Raw genomic sequence first — 20724 nt, forward strand, 5'->3', positions numbered from 1 at the left:
TGTTGTATTTAACTAAGGATGATGGCAGTAATTAACCCAAGTGCTGCGAACAGACCAACGATCGCACCACCTTCCTCGTGAGCTTCCGGCATCATCGTCGAAGCAAGCATCGCAATGATCCCACCGCTTGCGAAGCTACCGATCATGGCGAATTGCATGTCCGGGAGTTCTGCGAGAATCGTGTAGCCGGCGAGTGAGGCGAGGGCGGAGATCAACCAGACGACTCCCCACATCAGTAATACTTTGTTCTTCGAAAAGCCATCTTTTCGCAAACCGGTCGTACTCGATAAGCCTTCCGGGATGTTGCTGACGAAAATCGCCGCGACGAGTGCCGCGCTGACATTTCCCGATAACAGACTGGCACCGATCATGATTGATTCCGGGATCGCATCAAGAATCGTCCCGAAAAAAATCGCTGTTCCCGTGCCTTCGTTCCCACCAGACGAGCGTTTCCGTTTACTCGCGCCGCGTGACGAAACGAATAGGTCAAAGCCCGTAAAGACGAGTGCGCCGACAATGAAAGAGATTGCGACGACGAGTGTCGTTGATTTCTTTAATGCTTCATCGAGTAACTCGAACGTCGCTGCTCCAATCAAGATCCCGGTTCCAAACGACATGATGTAACCAATCAGGCGTTGCTTTAAGGGTAAGTACAATCCGAACAAAGCACCGATGACAACGGCACCACCTGCTAGCGCTCCCCAACCGAACGCTTCCCACATACGATCGCCTCCTTCTTGTCCTTTCTACCTGTTCTAGATAATTCATAAACATAGCGAAAAGAAAGAAAAATAGTTCGCGACGCATGCAAGGGGCTGACTTAAAAACAGAATGACGCGTCATTTCACGCCTTTTCCTCAGGGGAGACACAAGATCCTGTAGGAGTGACGTGAAACGCGTCATTCTTATCTTTGTGGAGACCGACTTCTTGAGTCATTCCATCTCAATCATTAGAACGGTTGTTTATTTAACCAATGTCCACCGTCAAGAGCGATACATTCTCCGTTCAAGTAGCGGGCTTGATCTGACACCATCCATGTTGCAAGTGTTGCGATCTCTTCCGGTGTACCGAATCGACCGAGCGGAACGTTGCGGCGAATTCGTTCCGCGTGTTCCGGTGACAATGCGAGTTTGTCAGCACCACCTGTCCGTTCGATCGGTCCCGGACTGATCGCGTTGACACGGGCTTGATATTTATAGCCCCATTCGACGGCAAGCGTCCGTGTCAAGTTCAGGACACCAGCTTTCGCAGCGGCGCTCGGAGCGACACCAGCGCCAGCCTGCCACGCATAAGACGCAACGATGTTGACGATTTGTCCGCCAACGACTTGATCTTCCTGCCATCCTTTGACCAGAGCGTGACAGCAGTTGAATGTCCCGTTGAGGACGATATCGATGACCGTCTTCCATCCATTCGGTGATAACTCGTCGGTCGGGCAGATGAAGTTCCCGGCAGCATTGTTGATCAATGCCTCGAGACGACCGAACCGTTCGCGTGCTTGATTGACTGCAGCCAGACAAGCGTCAGCGTCACGGACATCCATCTGAATCGTCAGATGTTCACCTTGAATCTGATCCAATGCTTCATCCATCAGTCGCAAGCGTTCCGCGTCGCGTCCTGTAACGACGACGTTCCAGCCGGCTTCCTTTAAGGCGAGCGCCATCGCTTTCCCCATTCCGTTCGTTCCACCCGTCACCATGATCGTTTGTGTCATATGATTTCCTCCTTTATGTAATGAATGAACCACCATTCATATTCTTTATTCAAAAAAGAAGGAGCGAACTCCTTCTTTTTCTGACTTATTGTGTTGCAAGAGCCGTATCTGTTAAGACAGGAACGACTTGTTTCTTACGTGAAACGACACCTTCGAGGTAAACAAGGTTGTTCGTCGCTTCAAGACCGTAAGCACGCTCGACGAGATTCGCTTCTTTCCCAAGGACGAGTCCAACAGAGTTGTTCGTCAAGATATCCGTGACGATGAAGACGAACAGATCAAGACCTTTTGCAAGGATGACTTCGTTGATCGCTGTTTCAAGTTCTGCTTGGCGAAGCAAGACTTCTGCTGTATCGACCGTGTTGACTTGAGCGATTTCGACTTTGAGTGTTCCCATCGTGAATTCTTTTGCATCAAGTGAGATCAATTCAGGAACGGTTTTCTTCGAGAGATCCGCTCCAGCTTTGAGCATCTCAAGACCGTAGACGTTCGCATCGACACCAGCGATTTCTGCGAGTTCACGCGCTGCGATGATATCTTGCTCCGTGCAAGTCGGCGATTTGAACAGGAGCGAGTCAGAAATGATCGCTGATAACATCAACCCAGCGATTTCTGGTTTGATGGCAACACCATGCTCTTTGTAGAGCTTGTTCAGGATTGTTGCTGTACAGCCGACCGGTTCTGCCCGGTAGTAAACAGGGTCTGATGTCTCGAAGTTTGCGATCCGGTGATGGTCGATGACTTCTGTTACGGTAACAGCGTCGATATCGTTCGCACTTTGTTGACGTTCGTTGTGGTCGACTAAAATGACGTGTGTTGCTTCCGTCGCGACTTCTGTCACGAGACGTGGTGCTGGAACTTTGAACGTATCGAGTGCGAATAACGTTTCATCATTCATTTCACCGAGGCGGATGGCTTCGGCATTGACACCGAGTGCTTTCTTTAATTCTGCATAAGCGATTGCCGATGTGATTGTATCGGTATCAGGATTTTTGTGACCAAATACTAAAACTTTTTCCATGACGTGTTCACTCCTCAATGATTGTTGTCTCGCCCTATAGTGTATCATATCTCCGATTTAGAAAGCGTTCATTTTCACCATGATACCAGCGATTTTTTCACTCCAGAAGGGGTCTGACGCGTAAAAGACGTTCATGCCTTTTTGTTTGTTCCCAAGGTACGCCCCGCGGAAATAACGTCCATCCCGATCGAGATAATCCTTTGCGATGAATCGACCGGTCTGCTCGATCGAGTCCGTCAAGGATTTATAGACGGTCGCATCTTCTCCCGGAGCGGAATCGGTCGCATTGACGCCGAACAAGTTATTTTTCTCGCGGGCAATCTCAGACCGTCCATAATCGGATTCGTGAATCGCATGTGCAAGCAGATAGGCCGCGTTGACACGGTATTTCTTTTCAACGGACTTAAAGACTTTTCCTTTACCGATCAAGGGACTGTCCGGTGCTTGCTCCTTGATGAACGCATCGAGTTGTTTCGCACTGAGATGCGTCGGTTTCGTCAAATCACGTGTTAATGTCTTCGATTCGACATATTCACTCGTCCGAGGCGTCGTTTTCGTCGCTTCACCGGCAACGATCAGTCCACCAAGTCCGCTGTCCGCGACGATGTAGTGAAGGAGACGATCACCTTTCGTCTGATAATACGATGCATTCGAGACACGTTCTGCCGGGAATGGGCGTAAGCGGTCCGTTGGGACATGACCCGTCACGCCGGCGATGCTGACACGACTTGTCTGTTCCCCGAATTCAAGCAACTGGACACGTGTGCCGGAAGCGACGTACGTGAGCCGTTTCTTTAACTCAGGGTCACGATGAATCGATAGGATACCACGATCGTCGACGATCCCAGTACCTGGTCCACCGAGGTAGACGTAGCGGTCGTCCGATGAACGTTTCACCGCACCACGCTGACCCGCATATTCCTTCGCTTCGGCGAACGTCTGGAAGTCTTGCTCGTTGATTTTACCTTTCTCATAGCGCTCAGCCGAATAAGGCGCAGGTGGGGTTAAGACGGTCTTCGGTTCCTCGCGGAGCCAAAAGAACAAGAGAACTCCGATGAGGAAGAAAAAAAGTAATCCTTTTATCGAACCGGTCCGGCGCACGGGGCGACCGGGGCGGATAGTGCGTGTCGTCAAAGTAAATCACGTCCTTTAAAAAGCAATGGACATTCGTGTCCAAGGTAGGTAGTCTAACAAAGAAAAACAAAAGGGGGTGAACCTGTTGCAAATCGGTTATCGCACGCTGAAGACAGCGGTCGCTGCTGCGCTCGCGATGTGGATCGCAGAACAGCTCAAGCTCGACTATTACGTCTTCGCTGCCATCATCGCCATCTTGAGCATCCAGTCGACACGAAAGAAGACGTTTCGGTCTTCTTACGAACGCATCATGGCATCATTACTTGCCATCGTGCTCGGATTCATTCTATTCGAGGTCATCGGCTATCGTCCGGTGACGTTATTGATCTATTTCATTTTATTCCTTCCCTCCGTTCAACGCCTCCGACTTCAGGACGGTTTCATCACGAGTGTCGTCATTCTGACACATTTGTATACGGAACGTCAGCTCAACGCGCACATCCTGTTAAATGAATCCTTATTGCTCGGAATCGGTGTCGGTGTCGGATTGCTTGTCAACATGTACATGCCAAGTCTCGATTTGTTGATTGACGACCGACGAGAAAAGATCGACCAACGGATCGCTGCCTTATTCTTCGAAGTCGCCGCTGCGATCGAGACAGGGCGGGTCAATCATCATGCGTTGACGCTTGACGAGACAGAACGTCTGTTACGTGAAGGGAAGGATGCCGCCTTAAAACGGATGGGAAACGCAATCGGTCGTCGGAACGATGATGAAGATTATGCCTACTTCCGGATGCGCGAACAACAATTCGAGTTACTGCGCGGTATCGTCCATCATGCCGAGGAACTCGTCCTCGTCGTCGAAGAAGGAAAAAAAGTCGCCGACTTCTTTCGGACGATTGGTGACAATGTCCGACCTGAAGCCGACGCAATGGTGTACATTTCAGAACTAGAGGCATTATTGACACGTTTTCGTGCCTCTGCCTTACCCGTCACGCGGGAAGAGTTCGAGGTCCGCTCTGCCTTACTGCACATGTTACAAGAAGCGGAGCAATATTTACGTTTAAAACAACGCTACGTCAATCAAAAGAAATAAAACATCGTCGAGGCGAACGTACCGATCAGGAAGATTGCTAAAATCCCGATCGTCGTCCATTTGATGATGCGTTGTTGTTTCGATGGTTTTGCCATATCCACTACTCCTCTCTTACATCAACTGATTAATGCCATTGTACAAACAACCTTTCAGAAGTGCAAATGACGATGGGGATGGTATACTAAAAAAGCGCTAATGGATTGAAACATTAAGAGGAGGGTTTAGTCATGGTCAATGAACAACGCGTATTAGATACGTTTTTAGAACTTGTCCAGATCGATTCGGAATCAAAAGAGGAGGCACGGATTTGTGCTCACCTGAAAAAAACGTTCGAGGATCTCGGATGTGAGGTGTTCGAGGATGACGCTTCATCCAAGACGGAACATAAAGGAAACAATTTAATCGTCACGCTTCCGGCAACAAAAGACGGCGTCGATAAAATTTATTTCACTTCCCATATGGATACGGTATTCCCGGGTCAAGGCATTAAACCAATCATCGAGGACGGTTACGTCAAGACGGACGGTACAACGATTCTTGGGGCAGATGATAAAACAGGTCTCGCATCTCTAATCGAACTCGTGCATGTATTGAATGAAACGAAACAACCTCACGGGAAAATTCAGTTCGTCATCACAGTCGGTGAAGAATCTGGACTCGTCGGTGCGATGGTTCTTGATCCATCAAAAATCGATGCCGATTACGGTTTTGCACTCGATTCAGATGGAAAAGTCGGAGACATCATCACGGCTGCCCCAACACAAGCAAAAGTCAATGCGAAGATTTTCGGGAAAACAGCTCACGCTGGTGTAGCACCGGAAAAAGGTGTCTCGGCGATTACGATTGCTTCGAAAGCGATCGCGAAAATGCCGCTCGGTCGGATTGATGAAGAGACGACAGCGAACATCGGACGGTTCAGCGGTGGTGGTCCATCAACGAACATCGTTTGTGATTATGTAGAAATCTTCGCGGAAGCACGGTCACTCGTCGCTCCGAAGATGGAGGCACAGACAGAGAAGATGAAAGCGGCGTTCGAAGAAGCAGCAGCAGAGCTTGGTGGTCGTGCTGAAGTCGAAGTCAAAGTCATGTACCCGGGCTTCAAGTTCGAGGATGGAGATCAAGTTGTCGAAGTCGCGAAAGCAGCGATCACACAACTCGGACGCACGCCACGCCTCTTACATTCTGGTGGCGGATCAGATGCCAACGTCATTGCTGGTTTTGGTATCCCAACGGTCAACTTGGCTGTCGGATATGAAGATATCCACACGACAAATGAGAAGATGCCAATCGAAGAACTCGTCAAAACAGCGGAACTTTGCGTGACGCTAGTTGATTACATTACGAACAAATAAGCTGATGAAACACAAAAAAGAGTGTACCGCAACATTGCGGTACACTCTTTATCATTGTACGATTAAACTACTTGAGGACGATCAACATATTCCATAGACTCTAGAACGAGTTCTTCAGTACATAATAAGGTCGAAGCGATTTCATCGATTTGAATCGACTTTCCGTATTTTTGCCGATAACTCTCGTTCAGTTTGCGGGCTTCCCGGACGATGCGGGCATAGGTCCGTTCAATCTTAGTCATGGAAAAAACCACCTTCCAAATCTGAATAGGTACAGTTTACCATGCTTCAACAGAAGAAAGGTGTATTTTGTGTATGAAAAATGCTAATTTTACGAAAAGGGGAAAAAGATGGAATTTTATTTTTTAGGGACAGGAGCCGGTATGCCGTCGAAACAACGAAACGTCACATCGATTGCCTTGTTACACCCCAAAATGACCTGGTTGTTCGATTGTGGAGAGGCGACACAACATCAAATCTTACACAGTCCGATCAAACCACGGAAAGTCAACGCGATCTTCATCACCCATTTACACGGGGATCATATCTTTGGGTTACCAGGATTCATTAGTACAAGAGCAGCGCTAGAAGGAACGACACCGCTAACGATCTATGGACCGACCGGGATCAAAGAATGGATGGACGCGACATTACGCATCACAGGAACATATCTACGCTATCCACTCCGGATCGTTGAAGTCGAAGACGGTCAAACCTATGAACAGGACGGATTCCGCGTGACGGCGCGGTCGCTTGAACATCGCTTCCCGGCGTTCGGGTACCGACTAGAAGGACCAGAAGAGCGGGGTGCTTTGCGTGTGGATGCACTGAAGGCACTAGGCGTTCCTTCCGGTCCGATCTATCGCCGAATCACACTGGAAGAAACCTTCGAATTCGAAGGAACGGTCTATCCATCGTCCGACTTTTTGGAGTCGCCAAAACCGGGTGTCAAGCTAGCCGTTCTTGGCGATACGATGCCGTGCGCGGCCTCGGTCGAACTGGCACAAGATGTTGATGTATTAGTTCATGAAGCGACGTTTGCCGATCGAGAAGTCGAACATGCGGGACGCTTCGGTCACTCGACCGCTCGACAGGCAGCCGTCATTGCAGAAACGGCACAAGCGAAAAAGCTTCTATTGACGCACGTATCCGCTCGTTATGTCGATCAAGAAGAAGTACTGGAACAAGAGGCGCGAGAAGTATTCGCGAACAGCCATCTCATGTTTGATCACCGGGTCGTCCCGGTCAAAGGATAGACGATGGACTTTCTTATTCTATGGGCACTCTTTTTACTGGCTGCTAGCGGATTAGGATTTTTGCTCGAACGTCGGACGGAAAAAGAAAAATACTTGTACATGAAGTTCATTTTTTATGCGTGTCTCGGGGCCGTGTCGTTTCCAGTCTATGATATTCAGTTACCGCTCGGCATCATCATTTTTCTGATCGTTCTGCACCCGAAAAAGAACTCGCGTTATAAACGGTACATGGCACTCTTTGGGTTCTTATTCTTCCTGTTCCAACTCTTTCTCGGTCCGTTTGATGCTGGGATGTTGCGGGAAGAAACACAACAGATTGGTCGCGTGACGATCACGGATGACTCATTCGACAGCTTCCTTTCTCAAATCGAACGACGTGTCGGTGAAGAGGGACTGCGGATGGAACAAAGTCAGTTGATGTTCGATCGTGGCGGAAATCTCCGGAACGCCTCGTTTGAGATGCTCGTTGAAACGCCGAAACGCTTCATTCGTTACGATGTGAGTTACCAGGAGCTGACAGGAACGATTTCCTATCGACCACGTGAAGAGTTGACGACAAAATCGTTGACGTCGTATTACCAGAAACTGATTGATGCGAATCAATCGTTTGAGACGTTGCGAAAGCTTTCGATTCATGAAATCTTACATGATTCCAAAACACCCTATGTCGAGATGGATCTCGATGGGCTCTATGAAACGTTTAGTCTGCAGGATGCAACGGTCTTCTTGATTGATGACGATGGAAAACTGATTCCGTACGTCAATACAGGGGACGATGTCTTAGCGAATGCGGTCCGTCTGACCTACTACCGTTCTGACGGTCAATCCTTACGCGATAAAACTATTCTGTTATATAATTACAGCTTTGAGACATCAAGGCGAAAAGGAGTCGTACGATGAAAAAATGGTTATTTGCTGCAAGTATCGTGTTACTTGCCGGTTGCGCGGAAGCAAAAGAGGAACAACAAACGGCGTCTTGTGAGGCGGAAGTCAAGGTATCAGTCGTGGATCACGTCAAAGATAAGACGTTGTTTGATAAAGACGTATGCTTGAACGAAAACGATACAGCACTGGATGCACTTGAAGATACGACGCTCGATGTCGTCAAAACAGGTAAAGGTGAGATGGCATATGTCACGGCAGTCGATGGGATTCGAGAGAAATCAGCTGGAGCAGGTAGTGGCTGGGTCTTCGGGGTCAACGGCAAACCAGGCGAAGTCGGTGCCGGAAGTTATGAACTGAAAAAAGGAGATCGTCTCGAATGGCGATTTGAAAAAGATGCAATGGCTTATTTTGAGTAAACCAGAACGGGAGCGACTTCACCCAGTGAACGTCGCTCTCTTTTTCATCGGAATGATTACGATCCCGTTCGTCCTCACACATGATCAATCCGTGATCGTCGTCTATCATCTGCTCTTGTTCTTATTCGTTCAAGAACGGACTGTGTTTCGCTATTTGGTCCTCCCGGCTCTTTATGCCGTCATGATGTGTGTTCCGCTTCTTTATGGTGCAAGCATCGACACAGTAGCGATTTATGACACGACGGTCCAAGTGACGTTATTCATCACGTCGAGTCAATGGATTTTTACGTTGGTTCGACTCGATCAGATGGGTCCGTTGTTTCGTTTCTTACCTCGACTGACACGATTGACTGGTATGGTGCTGGCGCTGATTCCATCTTTCTTGCGAACCTGGCCCGAAGTCAAGATGAGTCATCCGGATGCGTCGCTTGCTGTTCGACTGGAGCGGATGGCCGCCTATCATATCGTACCGATCGAAGCGGTGCCGTCTCGCTTAAGACCGATCACGCGACGTGATGTTCAGATAGGCTTATTGCTTGCGACAGGATTGGCTCTTTGTCTGACACCGTGGGCAATCATTCCGGCGATGATTTTGCCTATAGCGCTATTATTTACAAAAGGAGGAATCCGGGATGCCTATCATGTATACCGACACCGATCGCGAAGAGCGACTACGTCAACAGGCGAGCGAACATGAACAATTGATATTGACACCGGAGCGGTTGCTTCATGGACGTGTCCGAGATCTTCTGGCGACGGATTCCTTGTTTCGAGCAGGAGAACTCGCGACCTTGCTTGGGCTAGAAGCTTTTTTTGAAGCGGAGTCCAGTGAACTCTCATCCGGAGAACAACAGCTCGTCGGACTCGGTCATGCGTTGTCTTCGTCACCAAAGAGCTTGTTCTTGTCGGAACCGTTTCTCTTTCTTGATCATGTCAGGCGAAAGCGATTGATGGGATTGCTTGAAGAAATCGAACGACGGTTTGGTTGTCAGATTCATTGCTCGATGACGATACAATCCGATTTGTCCATCACGAGTCGCGCCACTGAACTGACAGGTCGTATCCTGAATCGGATCGAAAACGTCCAACACCGTTATCCGTTACAGACACGCTATGCACTCGTGACAGCAAAATTGTCGTTTCATCAAGGTGAACGCATTGCGATCGTCGGTGCGAATGGTAGTGGGAAATCGACGTTACTACGGCTCGCGCTTGGTGTCGAGCGACCGCTATACGGAAAAGTCCGGCGGTCGGGGGAGACGCATTATGTACCAGCGCATCCGATGCTTGCGCCATTAGACGATCGAAGCGGTAGTTTTACGACGCAAAAAAAACGTCTCTTGGACGGTATCGATTGGAGTAAAGACACCTATTACTTTGATGAACCGACGGCTGGACTTGATGACAGCGCACGAATGGCTTTCGTCGCATCGTGGAAGCAGAATCCGGCGAATCTGATCGTCATGGCGACGCATGATCCAGTTCTCATTCAGGCAGCACAACGGGTCATTTATCTCGTGCACGGAGAGGTTGCTTTCGATGGACCGACGAAGGATTTTTTACAAGAAAGTCGGTTGTTCGTATGATCGTCGCAACGGTGCTGATCGTTTGTCTGTTTTTAGTCATGTTCGAGAGACTCCAGATGACGGATCAACGATTACGGTTCATCGCCATCATCACGGCAGCGGCAATCGTCGGACGATTGTTGTTCTCCAGTTTGCCGAATGTTCAGCCGGCAACGGCACTTGTCTTGTTACTAGCTGTCTTCATCCATCCGATCGTCGGCGCCATTTCTGGGATGCTTGTCGTCGTGTTAACAAGCTTGTTTCTCGGAAGCGGTCCGTTCGTCCTCTTTCAAGCGCTGGCGTATGCAACGATTGCCAGTCTAGGATTCGTCCCGTTTCTTCGATCCCGGATCGTATTGACTGGGTATGGATTTCTCGCTGGTTTCTTATATGGATGGGTGAGCAATCTCGGGTTCTTGGTATTGACCGGATTCTCGTGGCAAGCTTTTTTGACACTGCTTGTAGCCGGGGGAACGTTTGATATGCTTCACGGATTCAGTAACGCGATATTCATTTGGATATTGTTTCCGATTTTTTTACGAATTATGCATTCATTCGATGAAAAGAGGGGTACAGAATAGTAACATACCGAACAGGAGGGAAGGCATATGCTGGGATCGTCGATTTCGCTTGCTTATGTCGTCATGTTGCTCATCGTCTCGAGTATCGGCTTAGTGTTTGGCAGTATTCTGTTGATGAAAGGTACGATTAGAGGACGTTATGCTGCTTGTTACTTACTTGCTGCCGCCATCTTCCCAAGCGCCATGCTCATTACCTCATCAGAAGGATTACTTTGGCAACATTTACGATTCGAGAGTTCATGGTTCCTCGCGATTGTCTCCTGGTTACTCGTCTTATCGACGGGCTACATCGTCTCGATCACGGGTGCGCTCGTCATTCGTTATCTGTATCGCTATACGACGACCTTTGATCGCGTCAAACGTTATGCGACGCGGCGTTTTCGTCATCACGAGGCATAAATCCAAAAACGGAAGAACCAGCTATCTGGTCCTTCCGTTTTTTTCATGAATTCGCGTACAGGAGATCTTCTTCTGTCGAGGATTCTTGCTGGCGGGCAGGGTCTTGAATGCGACCTGTCACTTCTGTCAGGAGACGGCGTGGCAAGAGACGAGACAAGGAAACCATGGCGCGGTTGCTTGCACCTGGAACGACGACGCGGCGTCCTTTGAGCATGCCACGGTACCCGGCGAATGCGACGAGGTGTGACGGCATACTCTTGAACGGTAGCGTGATGTTCGCCCGGTCGAAGAAGTTCGTATCGGTCGGTCCCGGGCAGAGACAAGTCACACTGACACCCGAGCCGTCGACTTCTGTCGCAAGTGCTTCCGAGAACGACAGGACATAGGCTTTCGTTGCGTAGTAGACACTCATGTAAGGTCCTGGCATGAAGGCAGCGACCGACGCGACATTCAGGATGCGTCCGAAGCCACGTTCGACCATTCCCGGTAAGAGACGTTTCGTCAAATCCGTCAAGGCGACGACGTTGACCTGGATCGAGTTAATGTCTTCTGTTGGATCGATTTCCGCAAAGCGTCCCGACGTGGCGAAGCCGGCATTATTGAACAATAGATCGACCGTCAATTCTTGTTCCTCTAAGTATTGCACGAGACGATCAACGCTGTCGCTTAGCGATAAATCAGCAGCGAATACATAGACTTTGATCTGGTAGCGTTTTTCAAGGACCTGTTGAAGCTCCTTCAATTTCTTCTCATTGCGGGCAACGAGTACACAATCGAAGCCATCTCGCGCCGCGAGGACAGCGAGATCTAGTCCGATTCCACCCGATGCACCGGTAATCAGTGCCGTTTTTCGTAACATAGGACATTCCTCCATTCGAAATCGTGAATCTGAGTCTAGTGTATACCATTCCATACCGTTCCCGCGAATCCTGTTTCGTAAGCATTTACTTTTCTTATCACTGGTCCAACCAGTATGATAGAACAGTAGAGGGGAAGTGGAACAGATGAGGAAAAAAGTAACCGTCGCCTTGTTGCTCGCGACGTTTTTAGCCGCGATCGAGGGGACGATCGTTGCAACAGCAACACCTGTCATGGCGAGTGAATTGAACGGGGCGAAATTAGTCAGTTGGATCTTTGCTGGATTCTTGTTGTTCATGGCGGTATCAACACCGATTTACGGAAAGATGGCAGATTTATATGGTCGAAAACGGGTTCTGTTATTCGGGATCGGCGTCTTCACCGTCGCTTCGTTAGCCTGTGGACTCGCTCAATCGATGGAGATGTTGATCGTCTTCCGTGCCATCCAAGGTATCGGGGCAGGAGCTGTATTACCGATCGCGATGACGATCATCGGTGATTTGTATACATATGAGGAACGAGGGAAAATCCAAGGAGTGCTCAGTGCCGTGTGGGGGATCTCTGGTGTCGCTGGACCACTCGTCGGTGGGTTCCTCGTCGAATCGCTTTCGTGGCGATATATTTTCTTACTAAACGTACCGTTTGCCTTATTGTCGTTCTTCATGATCGTCGTTTACTACAAAGAGACGGTCCGTGAAACAGAGCGGAAAATCGATTACCGGGGCGCGTTATTGTTTGTGCTCGGGATGAGTGCGTTTCTGTACGGCTTATTGTCGGGGAGTGAATCGGAGACGTTCTTGCGTCCAAGCATTCTAGCGAGCTTTTTCATTAGTTTCGTTTTATTGTTCACGTTCTATCGGGTCGAGAAGAAGGCGAGCGATCCACTCTTACCACCAGCAGTCATTCGCCATCCGGTCATTCTCGTGATCAACTTAGCGGTCTTCTTTTCCGCCTGGGTACTCGTCTCGATGTCAGCGTATATTCCGATTTTTGCCCAAGGGGTACTCGGCAAGAGTCCGACCGAAGCTGGTTTCATGTTGATGCCACTGTCGCTTTTTTGGACGCTGACCGCCATTATCAGTGGACGGACGATTGGTGCCGCCTCACCCCGGTATCGGACGATGACAGGAATGGGACTGCTGATCGTCGGTACAGTGATTTTATCGTTGATCACGCGCGAATCAAGTGATGTTTTCATCTATCTTGCCGTTTCGCTGATCGGAATTGGTTTTGGTCTCTCACAACCCGTCTTCATGGTCGTCCTGCAGACTTCCGTCGATTGGTCACTTCGTGGCTCAGCGACGGCCGTCAACTCGTTCTTGAGTACGACGGGACAGACGCTCGGTGTTGCGATCTTCGGTACGATTTTCAACCTATCCATCCTTCGTTCGTTTTCAGCGTCGGACACGCTCTCAGGGTACGCGATTGATCCATTCTTCCAATCGAGTACGGCAAAAACGTTCGGACAGGATGTGCAGTATGCGGCAGAAATCGCGTTATCACATGGATTACGTTACGTCTTCATCGGTGGCGTTCTTTGTGCCATTCTCGCGTTTGCGATGACATGGCGTTTACCGAAAGTTCGACCTGACGATCCACGATCGTAATGAAAAAGCGAACCAGGATGGTGATCATCCTAGTTCGCTTTTGTCATTAAGAAGATTGACTAGTGGCACTCTCACGCTGGGCGAGTTGTTCGCGAATATCGCGTTCATTGCGTCGGAGGAACAATCCGATCCCAATCAACAGTAAGGCAGCACCAGTGATTTGAATCCACGTCAACTTCTCGTCAAACAGATAATATCCGAAAATCATCCCCCAGACCGCTTCACCAAGAATCGTGATGCTGACGATGCTGGCACTGACACGAGCGAGCGCCCAGTTGAATAAATTGTGACCGAGTAACGTCGGGAAGACGGCGAGAAGAATATACAGCCACCAATCCTGTTGGAACGCAGCAACGAGATTCGTTGATTGAATCAATGATAACAAAAGTAAGACGAGCGACGCGACAGCGTAGACACCGAACGAATAGAGGTTCGTCGAGACGCTCGTGCGGACGTGTTGACCGAGCAACCAGTAACCAGCGACTAAAATCGTTGCGAGCAAGGCAAGACCGTCCCCGATCAAGGCGCGCATGCCGACAGCGATATCTCCATAAGCGACGAGACCGCCACCAAATAGGGCGACAGCAACGAACAGGAGTGCCTTGCGTGACGGGTGTTGTTTGAAGAATAACGCGTTACCGGCCAGGACAAAAATCGGACTCGCGGTCACGAAGAGCGTCGAGCTCGCAACTGTCGTATAATCAAGAGAGAGGAACCACAGCCAAAAATGCCCGGCGAGCAAAATGCCACTTAATAGCATATGCCGGATCGTCGACGAACTGAGTTGCAACAGTTCCTTCAATCGAATGAGCGGGAGCAACAACAAGGTCGAGAACAACATGCGGTAAAAGGCGACAGCCTCGATCGGTGTCTCCGCCCACTTGACGAAGATTGCCGATGTTGAAATAAAGAATAAAGCCATGAATAACGTAAAATAGGGCATGGGTACCTCCACATGTCTGAAGTAAGGAAATGAGGGTGAAGCGTGTGCAATTGATCATTGCTGAAAAACCAAAACAAGCGGAAAAACTGGCAGCTCCGTATCCATCGGTGAAGCGGGACGGCTACATTGAAATCAAACCATGTGACCGGTTTCCGCAAGGAGCAAAACTCGCTTATGCGGTCGGACACTTATGTGAACTGCAGGAGCCAGCGCATTATGACGCCAAATGGAAACGATGGAACTACGATCATCTGCCGATCATCCCGGAACGATTTGATTACCGACTGGCAAAAGGCAAGAGTAAACCATACCAGGTCATCAAGAAATTATTGAATGAGCGGACGACGACTTCCATCATTATAGCATCGGATGCCGAGCGAGAGGGAGAGGCAATCGTCCGATTGATCTTACGTCTCGCGAACAACGCAAAACCGTTGCAACGACTCTGGATTTCGAGTCTGACGCCTCAAGCCGTTGACCATGGTTTTGCGAACCTGCTCGATGGCAAGGAAACGGAGAACATTTTTCACGAGGCGATGAGTCGCGCTTGCGCCGATTGGTTGATCGGGATGAATGCGTCCCGTGCGTATACGACGTTACTGAAGAAGAAGGGCATCGCCGACGTCTTTTCCCTCGGACGGGTCCAGACACCGACGCTCGCACTGATCGTCGAACGGGAAAAACAGATCGAGAACTTCCGACCGGAGACGTACTACGAAGTCGAGGCGGATTTTACGCGATACAAAGGAAAATACATCAATGCGAAGAAACAGACGAAGCTGAGTGACCGGGACCAGGCACAAGCGATCGTGAATCGGACGAAAGGAACCGGAGTCGTCGCATCAATCGAGAAAAAGCGGCAGACGGAACGACCACCGTTTTGGTTCAGTTTATCGCTCTTACAAACAGAAGCGAGCCGACGGTTTGGTCTCGGTGCAAAAGAGACGCTCGATATCGCGCAAAAACTCTATATCCGTGGTTGGATCAGTTATCCGCGAACGGACTCTTCCTTCGTGACGAAAGAGGAGGCAGGACAGTTCCCGGTCATTCTTGATCGGTTACTGAAGCAAGCGGAATATAGTCCAATCAAGGATGTCCTGACGAACAATCCGGTTAACGATAAGCGCTACGTCAATCCGGCAAAGGTCAGCGATCACTATGCGATCATTCCAACAGAAGAAGCGGGTGCCGTCGCGAAGCTCTCCGGACGAGATGCGCAAGTCTACGACTTAATCGTTCGCCGTTTTCTTGCTGCCTTTGCACCGGACGCTGTCTCGGAGAAAACGGAAATCGTGACGATGCGTGAGATGGACCGTTTTTTGACACGCGGCAGTCGGACGATTGATCCGGGCTTTAAACAGGTTTTACAAATCGAGTCAAAGGAAGTCGAATTACCAGCCGTCGAACAAGGACAAGAGGTGCCGATCAAAGGCTGTCGTCTGCTTGAGAAACAAACGGAGCCGCCGAAACGCTATACGGAAGGGACACTCATCCTCGGCATGAAAACAGCTGGCAAATTACTCGAAGATGAGCTACAAGCGATCATGAAGGAAGTCGAGGGACTCGGGACGGAAGCGACCCGTGCCGGGATCATCGATGGACTAAAACGGCGGGAGTACATCAAACTCGTCAAAAAGGAGATTCATCCGACGCCAAAAGGTCGGATCTTGATCGATGCCGTGACGGGGAGTATTCTTGCTTCACCAGAGATGACAGCGAAGTGGGAGAGCCGTCTCGAGCAAATCGGGAAAGGGGAAGCATCTGCCGCCCAGTTCATCGAACAGGCAAAAAAATTATCAGAGCATCTCGTCGTCGATGCCAAACAACGAATTGAACAACTCGCCGTTGATCCGACGCAAGTCAAAAGCAAGTCTCCGCGGAGTGCGACGAATCGTCCAGTCGGTCCGTGCCCACTGTGTCAATCAGCGGTACTTGATCGAGGGAAATTCTATGGCTGCAGCGGCTATCAGAAGAATAACTGTGGCTTTACGTTACCGAAAACGATCCTTGGTGCCAAATTGACACAAACGGAAGTCAAAAAAGTACTCGCAGGTCAAAAGACAAAGCCACTTGAGATGAAGAAGAACGCGCGTCAGTTCAAGGCGATGCTTTATCTCGAACGCGATCAATTAAAATTCGAATTCACGAAAGGAGAAGACTGATGCAATACGAACTGATTCAAAATCAAACGTTTCGTCCTGTCTTTGAACGACTGTTACAGGAAGGTCGCCGCTTGACGGTCTGGTTTCCGGACCACATTGAGGTACAGTCGGCAGAAGGACTGGTCGAAGAAGCAGAAGAACTGTTTGGTGTGACAGCGGAAGTGATCGATGATCCACAATCATTCGGCAAACATATCCTGCTTCCGTATTTGACGGAAGTCGAGCACCGGGAAGATGGATTCATCCGCTACGAAGCTGAGCTGACAGAAGAATTACGCCAACTCGTACGCGAATTGACGTTACCGATGCTGACGGAGGGCGACTTCGAAGTGTTGTATTCATATCAAATCGAGACGGAGACGGAACGCTTCTTCGTTGAAGACTGGTTCCAAGCTGATTTGCAAAAACTACCTAACTAAGTGAAACTTCCTTGAAGAGGATGACGTAGGATAAGTGATCGTCATCATTCTATTCATTTGGAGGGTTCACTATGTTCACAGTAGCATTCATGGAAAGCGAACTGGGAGGCGATGGCTTCTTCTCGGGCATGCCGATTTTCATGGTCGGATTTTTTGTTCTCATCATCGGGTTCATTCTGTTTGGAGTCATCTCTGCAGCCTTAAAGGGAATCTCAACGAATTCATTGACGCAACAACTGCGCGAGCATGCGGCGCGTCTCGTCAGTCCGGATGAATCGGATGCACTGAATTACGTCGCTTACTTAGAAACGTTGACAAGTTTTCCGGTCGAAAAGACGAATCTCGAACCGTTTCGGATTGCGACTGGCATCTTAAGGCTCGTCCAAGGAACGGATCAAATTTCCGAAACGACGAAAAAACAAGTCATCGCTCAGTACTTACGGCTCGGTATTTTGGATGCGGATCATTTAGCGGATGAACAGCCGGTCCAGAGCCATAGCCATAGCCATCACCATCATCATTAAAAAAAGGGTCCTGAGGGGCTCTTTTTTTGTTGAAAACGATCGAATCGTGACATCTAATTGTCATATACAACGATTTAGATTAAAGTTGTATGAAATTGAAATCTTTTTGAGCAGAATGCTGTGTATCGGTTGAAAAAAGTTTACAATGAATGGACGGGAATACCTTTATTGCTGGAGAAAGATAAAGGGAAAGGAGTTGAATTCCTTTAATGAAAACATGGCTGAATCGAACGATTGGACGGCAAATCATGTCTGCGTTTTATGTGATTTTTCTGACACTGCTGCTAACGACAGGTGGTGTCTACCTATATACGAAACAACAGGTGGATGAATCACGCCAAGAGTTAAAGATGTTAAACGAACATCGGACACGGGCGACGGATTTGTACGAATCATGGCAAAGCATGCAGTACGAGATGCGTGGCTTCGTCTTGCTTGGTGACGAAGAGATGTTAAAAGAAATCGAAGCAAAGAAAAATGGCATCAATCAACAAACGACATGGTTCGAGCGCAATGCACGCTTCAAAGAAGAACGGCAGTATGCAACGGACGCACGGGAACTCTATACAGCGTATACCCAACGCGTCATGCCGAGCCTCGTCAATTATGTCGCGGCGAAAAAAGACGGCAAAGTGACGGAACCGTTCTTGAAGATGCCGACGCTTGGAAAGGTCACAAAATCAAAACCACTCGATCCACAGCGGAAGTTTAACATCAAGACGAAGAGTGCGGCTGATATGAGTTCAAGTATCGTTGATATGGAGACGGTCTTCACAAAATATCGTAATTCCTTAAACGATCAAGAGATGGCAGCGCAAGAGCGGCTTGGTAAACAAGTCAACTCGTCGCAAATTCTCGGAGCAGTCAATATCGCAATCCTCTTATTGATTACTCTCGTTTTCGTCCGACCATTCGTCCGCCGCTTGACGCGTCAGTTGCGTCAGTTGAACCGGGAAAGTGGACGACTCGCTAAAGGTGAGGATGCGACACCAATCGTCATCACGAATCGTCAAGATGAGATCGGTGAATTGACGACGACGTTCAACCAGATGGCAGCCGCCATTTCCGGGCAAAAACATCAACTCGTCGCAAGTAACGACGAACTACAAAGTCAACAGGAAGAATTAATTGCCCAGCAAGAAGAGCTTCAATCGCAACAGGAAGAGCTCGAAGAAGCACTCGACATCACGTTGCGTAACGAGACGCATTTGCGTTATCGCAATGAGTTGACCGAGACACTCGCGTCTCGTGAAACGTTGACGGCGTATCCAGCGATCATCGAAAAATTGATCACGATTACCGATGCGGAGCTCGGAGCAATCGTCTTCTTAGAGCAAGACCGCTATACGGATCTCGTCTCTTACGGAATGACGGCAGCTCAGGAGCACCAGTTATTACATGCTTCGACGTCATTACTCGAACGCACACGTCAAAACAAGCGAGCTGTTCGCTCGACGAAACAAGTCGCGAGTCATCATCCGCTCCCATATCCGTACACGATGTACGAAATCGTCGTACCGGTGATGGATCCAGCGACGAACACGATGATTGCAAGCATTTATCTCGTCCGTTACCGGGATGCCTTTACGGAAGAGCAGACGAACGAAATCTGGTCGTTCTCCCGTCAATTGGCACTCTCCTTGCTCCGGATGCGCGTCTTCGAAGAAGTCGAACGAGAACGGGAAAAGACGTCAAAACTTCTCCATTCGATTCGGGAAGCGGTCATCTATATCGAAGGAGAAACGATTTTTGCTAATAAACCATTGCTCGCTTTATTCCATCATCCGGCGCACGATCAAGTGGCGGAAGAAGGATTGATGACGCTCGACGTCAAAATCGAAGAGTTGGCAGTACAGGTTGATCAACATGAGGCGTTCTTAACCTACATGGATCATGTCTGCAGTCAGGAAATTCCGACGGAGAGCTTGGCATTGTCCTTAAACAAGGAAGAGCGATTCGTCACGTTATATGCAGAGGAAATCCATTACGGTGGTTGTTTCCGCGGTACGATGCTCGTCTTACGTGACGTGACGGCAGAGACGGCGATCGACCGGATGAAATCGGAATTCGTCTCGACCGTATCGCATGAGTTACGGACACCGCTTGCCTCGATTTACGGCTATACGGAATTGATGCTCGCGCGCGACGTCCAGGAATCAAAACGTCAACGGTATCTCGAGACGATTCATGCAGAAACCGAACGGTTGACGAACCTCGTCAACGACTTCCTCGATGTCCAGCGCATGGAATCGAGTCAGCAACAGTATGACTTTAAACCGCTTGATCTGACGAAAGTCATTCAGGAAACGGTCGAGTTCCATACCGCTTCGGCAAAAGATCACGAGCTAGTCCTTGATTTTGAAGAAACGACGACGGGGCGGATTCATGCTGACGAACAAAAAATGCGTCAGCTGTTCACGAACCTGATCAACAATGCAATCAAGTATTCACCGGATGGTGGTCAAATCACGATCACGATGCGTCAAGTCGAAGATCGTGTCCAGCTGAAGATCGAAGATGAGGGAATCGGCATTCCGCGTCATGCGTTACCACAACTGTTCAGTAAGTTCTACCGTGTTGATAACTCGGATAGTCGAAAAATCGGCGGTACCGGTCTTGGTCTTGCGATTTGTCAGGAAATCGTTCGTTCGCATGAAGGAATGATTCATGTCGAATCAACGGAGGGTGTCGGTTCAGCGTTCATCGTCGAACTACCGATCGTCCAGTCCGTCGTACCGGTCACAGAATCGGCAGAGGACTGTTAATGTCAAAAGCGTTCTTTGATTTTTTCAATCAAAGGGCGTTTTTTTGTTGGTTTCCTTTGCAAAACGGGAACGGATTACTATCA

At 49.1% G+C, this 20724-nt stretch carries 21 protein-coding genes; 14 read left to right on the forward strand and 7 right to left on the reverse strand.

All coding sequences use genetic code 11. The features are described 5' to 3' along the window. Window positions 1–8 precede the first annotated feature (8 nt). The 4 genes from KNQ14_RS11045 to KNQ14_RS11060 form a co-directional block, all read right to left on the reverse strand. On the reverse strand, window positions 9–722 hold the full coding sequence (locus KNQ14_RS11045) for a ZIP family metal transporter (protein WP_023467622.1): 714 nt from the start codon (window positions 720–722) through the stop codon (window positions 9–11). 228 nt (window positions 723–950) lie between these two features. Continuing rightward, window positions 951–1715 (reverse strand): 2,4-dienoyl-CoA reductase, encoded by a 765-nt coding sequence (fadH, locus tag KNQ14_RS11050; RefSeq protein ID WP_214747665.1) that lies wholly within the window; start codon window positions 1713–1715, stop codon window positions 951–953. A gap of 85 nt (window positions 1716–1800) precedes the next feature. Beyond that, window positions 1801–2736, reverse strand: coding sequence for a manganese-dependent inorganic pyrophosphatase (locus KNQ14_RS11055; RefSeq protein WP_214747668.1), 936 nt, complete (start codon window positions 2734–2736; stop codon window positions 1801–1803). A 57-nt stretch (window positions 2737–2793) separates the two neighbouring features. Then, window positions 2794–3870 carry an N-acetylglucosaminidase gene (locus tag KNQ14_RS11060; RefSeq protein WP_214861014.1) on the reverse strand — a complete coding sequence of 359 codons (1077 nt, stop codon included), beginning with the start codon at window positions 3868–3870 and terminating at the stop codon, window positions 2794–2796. Window positions 3871–3946: 76 nt separating this feature from the next. Between KNQ14_RS11060 and KNQ14_RS11065 the strand changes: the two genes are divergently transcribed. Together KNQ14_RS11065 and KNQ14_RS11070 are read left to right on the forward strand one after the other, a co-directional pair. After that, window positions 3947–4909, forward strand: coding sequence for an aromatic acid exporter family protein (locus KNQ14_RS11065; RefSeq protein WP_235147627.1), 963 nt, complete (start codon window positions 3947–3949; stop codon window positions 4907–4909). Window positions 4910–5136: 227 nt separating this feature from the next. Further along, window positions 5137–6261 carry a M20/M25/M40 family metallo-hydrolase gene (locus tag KNQ14_RS11070; RefSeq protein ID WP_064300262.1) on the forward strand — a complete coding sequence of 375 codons (1125 nt, stop codon included), beginning with the start codon at window positions 5137–5139 and terminating at the stop codon, window positions 6259–6261. A gap of 62 nt (window positions 6262–6323) precedes the next feature. On the opposite strand, the gene KNQ14_RS11075 is transcribed toward KNQ14_RS11070, so the two are convergent. Further along, entirely contained in the window at window positions 6324–6503 is a 180-nt protein-coding gene (locus tag KNQ14_RS11075; protein WP_023467629.1) for a hypothetical protein, read from the reverse strand. A gap of 108 nt (window positions 6504–6611) precedes the next feature. Between KNQ14_RS11075 and rnz the strand changes: the two genes are divergently transcribed. From rnz to KNQ14_RS11110, 7 genes are read left to right on the forward strand one after another with little or no spacing between them, the layout of a single operon-like run. Then, on the forward strand, window positions 6612–7517 hold the full coding sequence (rnz, locus tag KNQ14_RS11080; protein WP_214747680.1) for a ribonuclease Z: 906 nt from the start codon (window positions 6612–6614) through the stop codon (window positions 7515–7517). Between the two features lie 3 nt (window positions 7518–7520). Continuing rightward, on the forward strand, window positions 7521–8417 hold the full coding sequence (locus KNQ14_RS11085) for a hypothetical protein (RefSeq protein ID WP_214861016.1): 897 nt from the start codon (window positions 7521–7523) through the stop codon (window positions 8415–8417). Then, window positions 8414–8818, forward strand: a complete 405-nt coding sequence (locus tag KNQ14_RS11090; protein WP_214747685.1) for a DUF4430 domain-containing protein — start codon at window positions 8414–8416, stop codon at window positions 8816–8818. The genes KNQ14_RS11085 and KNQ14_RS11090 overlap by 4 nt, the downstream gene beginning before the upstream one ends. Then, complete coding sequence (locus KNQ14_RS11095; RefSeq protein ID WP_214861018.1) at window positions 8796–9515, forward strand: hypothetical protein; 720 nt, start codon at window positions 8796–8798, stop codon at window positions 9513–9515. The genes KNQ14_RS11090 and KNQ14_RS11095 overlap by 23 nt, the downstream gene beginning before the upstream one ends. After that, entirely contained in the window at window positions 9451–10404 is a 954-nt protein-coding gene (locus tag KNQ14_RS11100) for an ATP-binding cassette domain-containing protein (RefSeq protein ID WP_251138381.1), read from the forward strand. The genes KNQ14_RS11095 and KNQ14_RS11100 overlap by 65 nt, the downstream gene beginning before the upstream one ends. After that, a complete protein-coding gene (locus KNQ14_RS11105) occupies window positions 10401–10964 on the forward strand; it encodes a hypothetical protein (protein WP_058265136.1) in 564 nt (187 codons plus the stop codon). Before KNQ14_RS11100 ends, KNQ14_RS11105 begins: the two co-directional genes overlap by 4 nt. A 27-nt stretch (window positions 10965–10991) precedes the next feature. Continuing rightward, window positions 10992–11363 carry a hypothetical protein gene (locus tag KNQ14_RS11110; protein WP_214861021.1) on the forward strand — a complete coding sequence of 124 codons (372 nt, stop codon included), beginning with the start codon at window positions 10992–10994 and terminating at the stop codon, window positions 11361–11363. A gap of 43 nt (window positions 11364–11406) precedes the next feature. On the opposite strand, the gene KNQ14_RS11115 is transcribed toward KNQ14_RS11110, so the two are convergent. After that, window positions 11407–12222 (reverse strand): SDR family NAD(P)-dependent oxidoreductase, encoded by an 816-nt coding sequence (locus KNQ14_RS11115; RefSeq protein ID WP_047390919.1) that lies wholly within the window; start codon window positions 12220–12222, stop codon window positions 11407–11409. Between the two features lie 145 nt (window positions 12223–12367). On the opposite strand from KNQ14_RS11115, the gene KNQ14_RS11120 reads away from it, so the two are divergent. Then, entirely contained in the window at window positions 12368–13828 is a 1461-nt protein-coding gene (locus tag KNQ14_RS11120) for an MDR family MFS transporter (protein WP_214861023.1), read from the forward strand. 46 nt (window positions 13829–13874) lie between these two features. On the opposite strand, the gene KNQ14_RS11125 is transcribed toward KNQ14_RS11120, so the two are convergent. After that, complete coding sequence (locus tag KNQ14_RS11125; protein ID WP_023467639.1) at window positions 13875–14771, reverse strand: DMT family transporter; 897 nt, start codon at window positions 14769–14771, stop codon at window positions 13875–13877. A gap of 44 nt (window positions 14772–14815) precedes the next feature. Here KNQ14_RS11125 and KNQ14_RS11130 point away from each other — a divergent pair, with 44 nt between their 5' ends. The 4 genes from KNQ14_RS11130 (at window position 14816) to KNQ14_RS11145 (ending at window position 20641) form a co-directional block, all read left to right on the forward strand. Continuing rightward, window positions 14816–16933, forward strand: coding sequence for a DNA topoisomerase III (locus tag KNQ14_RS11130; RefSeq protein WP_214861025.1), 2118 nt, complete (start codon window positions 14816–14818; stop codon window positions 16931–16933). Continuing rightward, window positions 16933–17352: a hypothetical protein gene (locus KNQ14_RS11135; protein WP_023467641.1), complete on the forward strand. Its 420-nt coding sequence runs from the start codon at window positions 16933–16935 to the stop codon at window positions 17350–17352. The genes KNQ14_RS11130 and KNQ14_RS11135 overlap by 1 nt, the downstream gene beginning before the upstream one ends. 71 nt (window positions 17353–17423) lie before the next feature. Continuing rightward, complete coding sequence (locus KNQ14_RS11140) at window positions 17424–17876, forward strand: hypothetical protein (RefSeq protein ID WP_214861027.1); 453 nt, start codon at window positions 17424–17426, stop codon at window positions 17874–17876. Window positions 17877–18085: 209 nt separating this feature from the next. Then, the gene (locus tag KNQ14_RS11145) at window positions 18086–20641 is read left to right on the forward strand and encodes a sensor histidine kinase (RefSeq protein WP_214747708.1); all 2556 of its coding nucleotides are present in this window, start codon (window positions 18086–18088) and stop codon (window positions 20639–20641) included. The last annotated feature ends 83 nt before the right edge of the window (window positions 20642–20724 follow it).

The organism is Exiguobacterium sp. s161 (assembly GCF_018619045.1).
GTDB classification, from domain to species: domain Bacteria; phylum Bacillota; class Bacilli; order Exiguobacteriales; family Exiguobacteriaceae; genus Exiguobacterium_A; species Exiguobacterium_A indicum.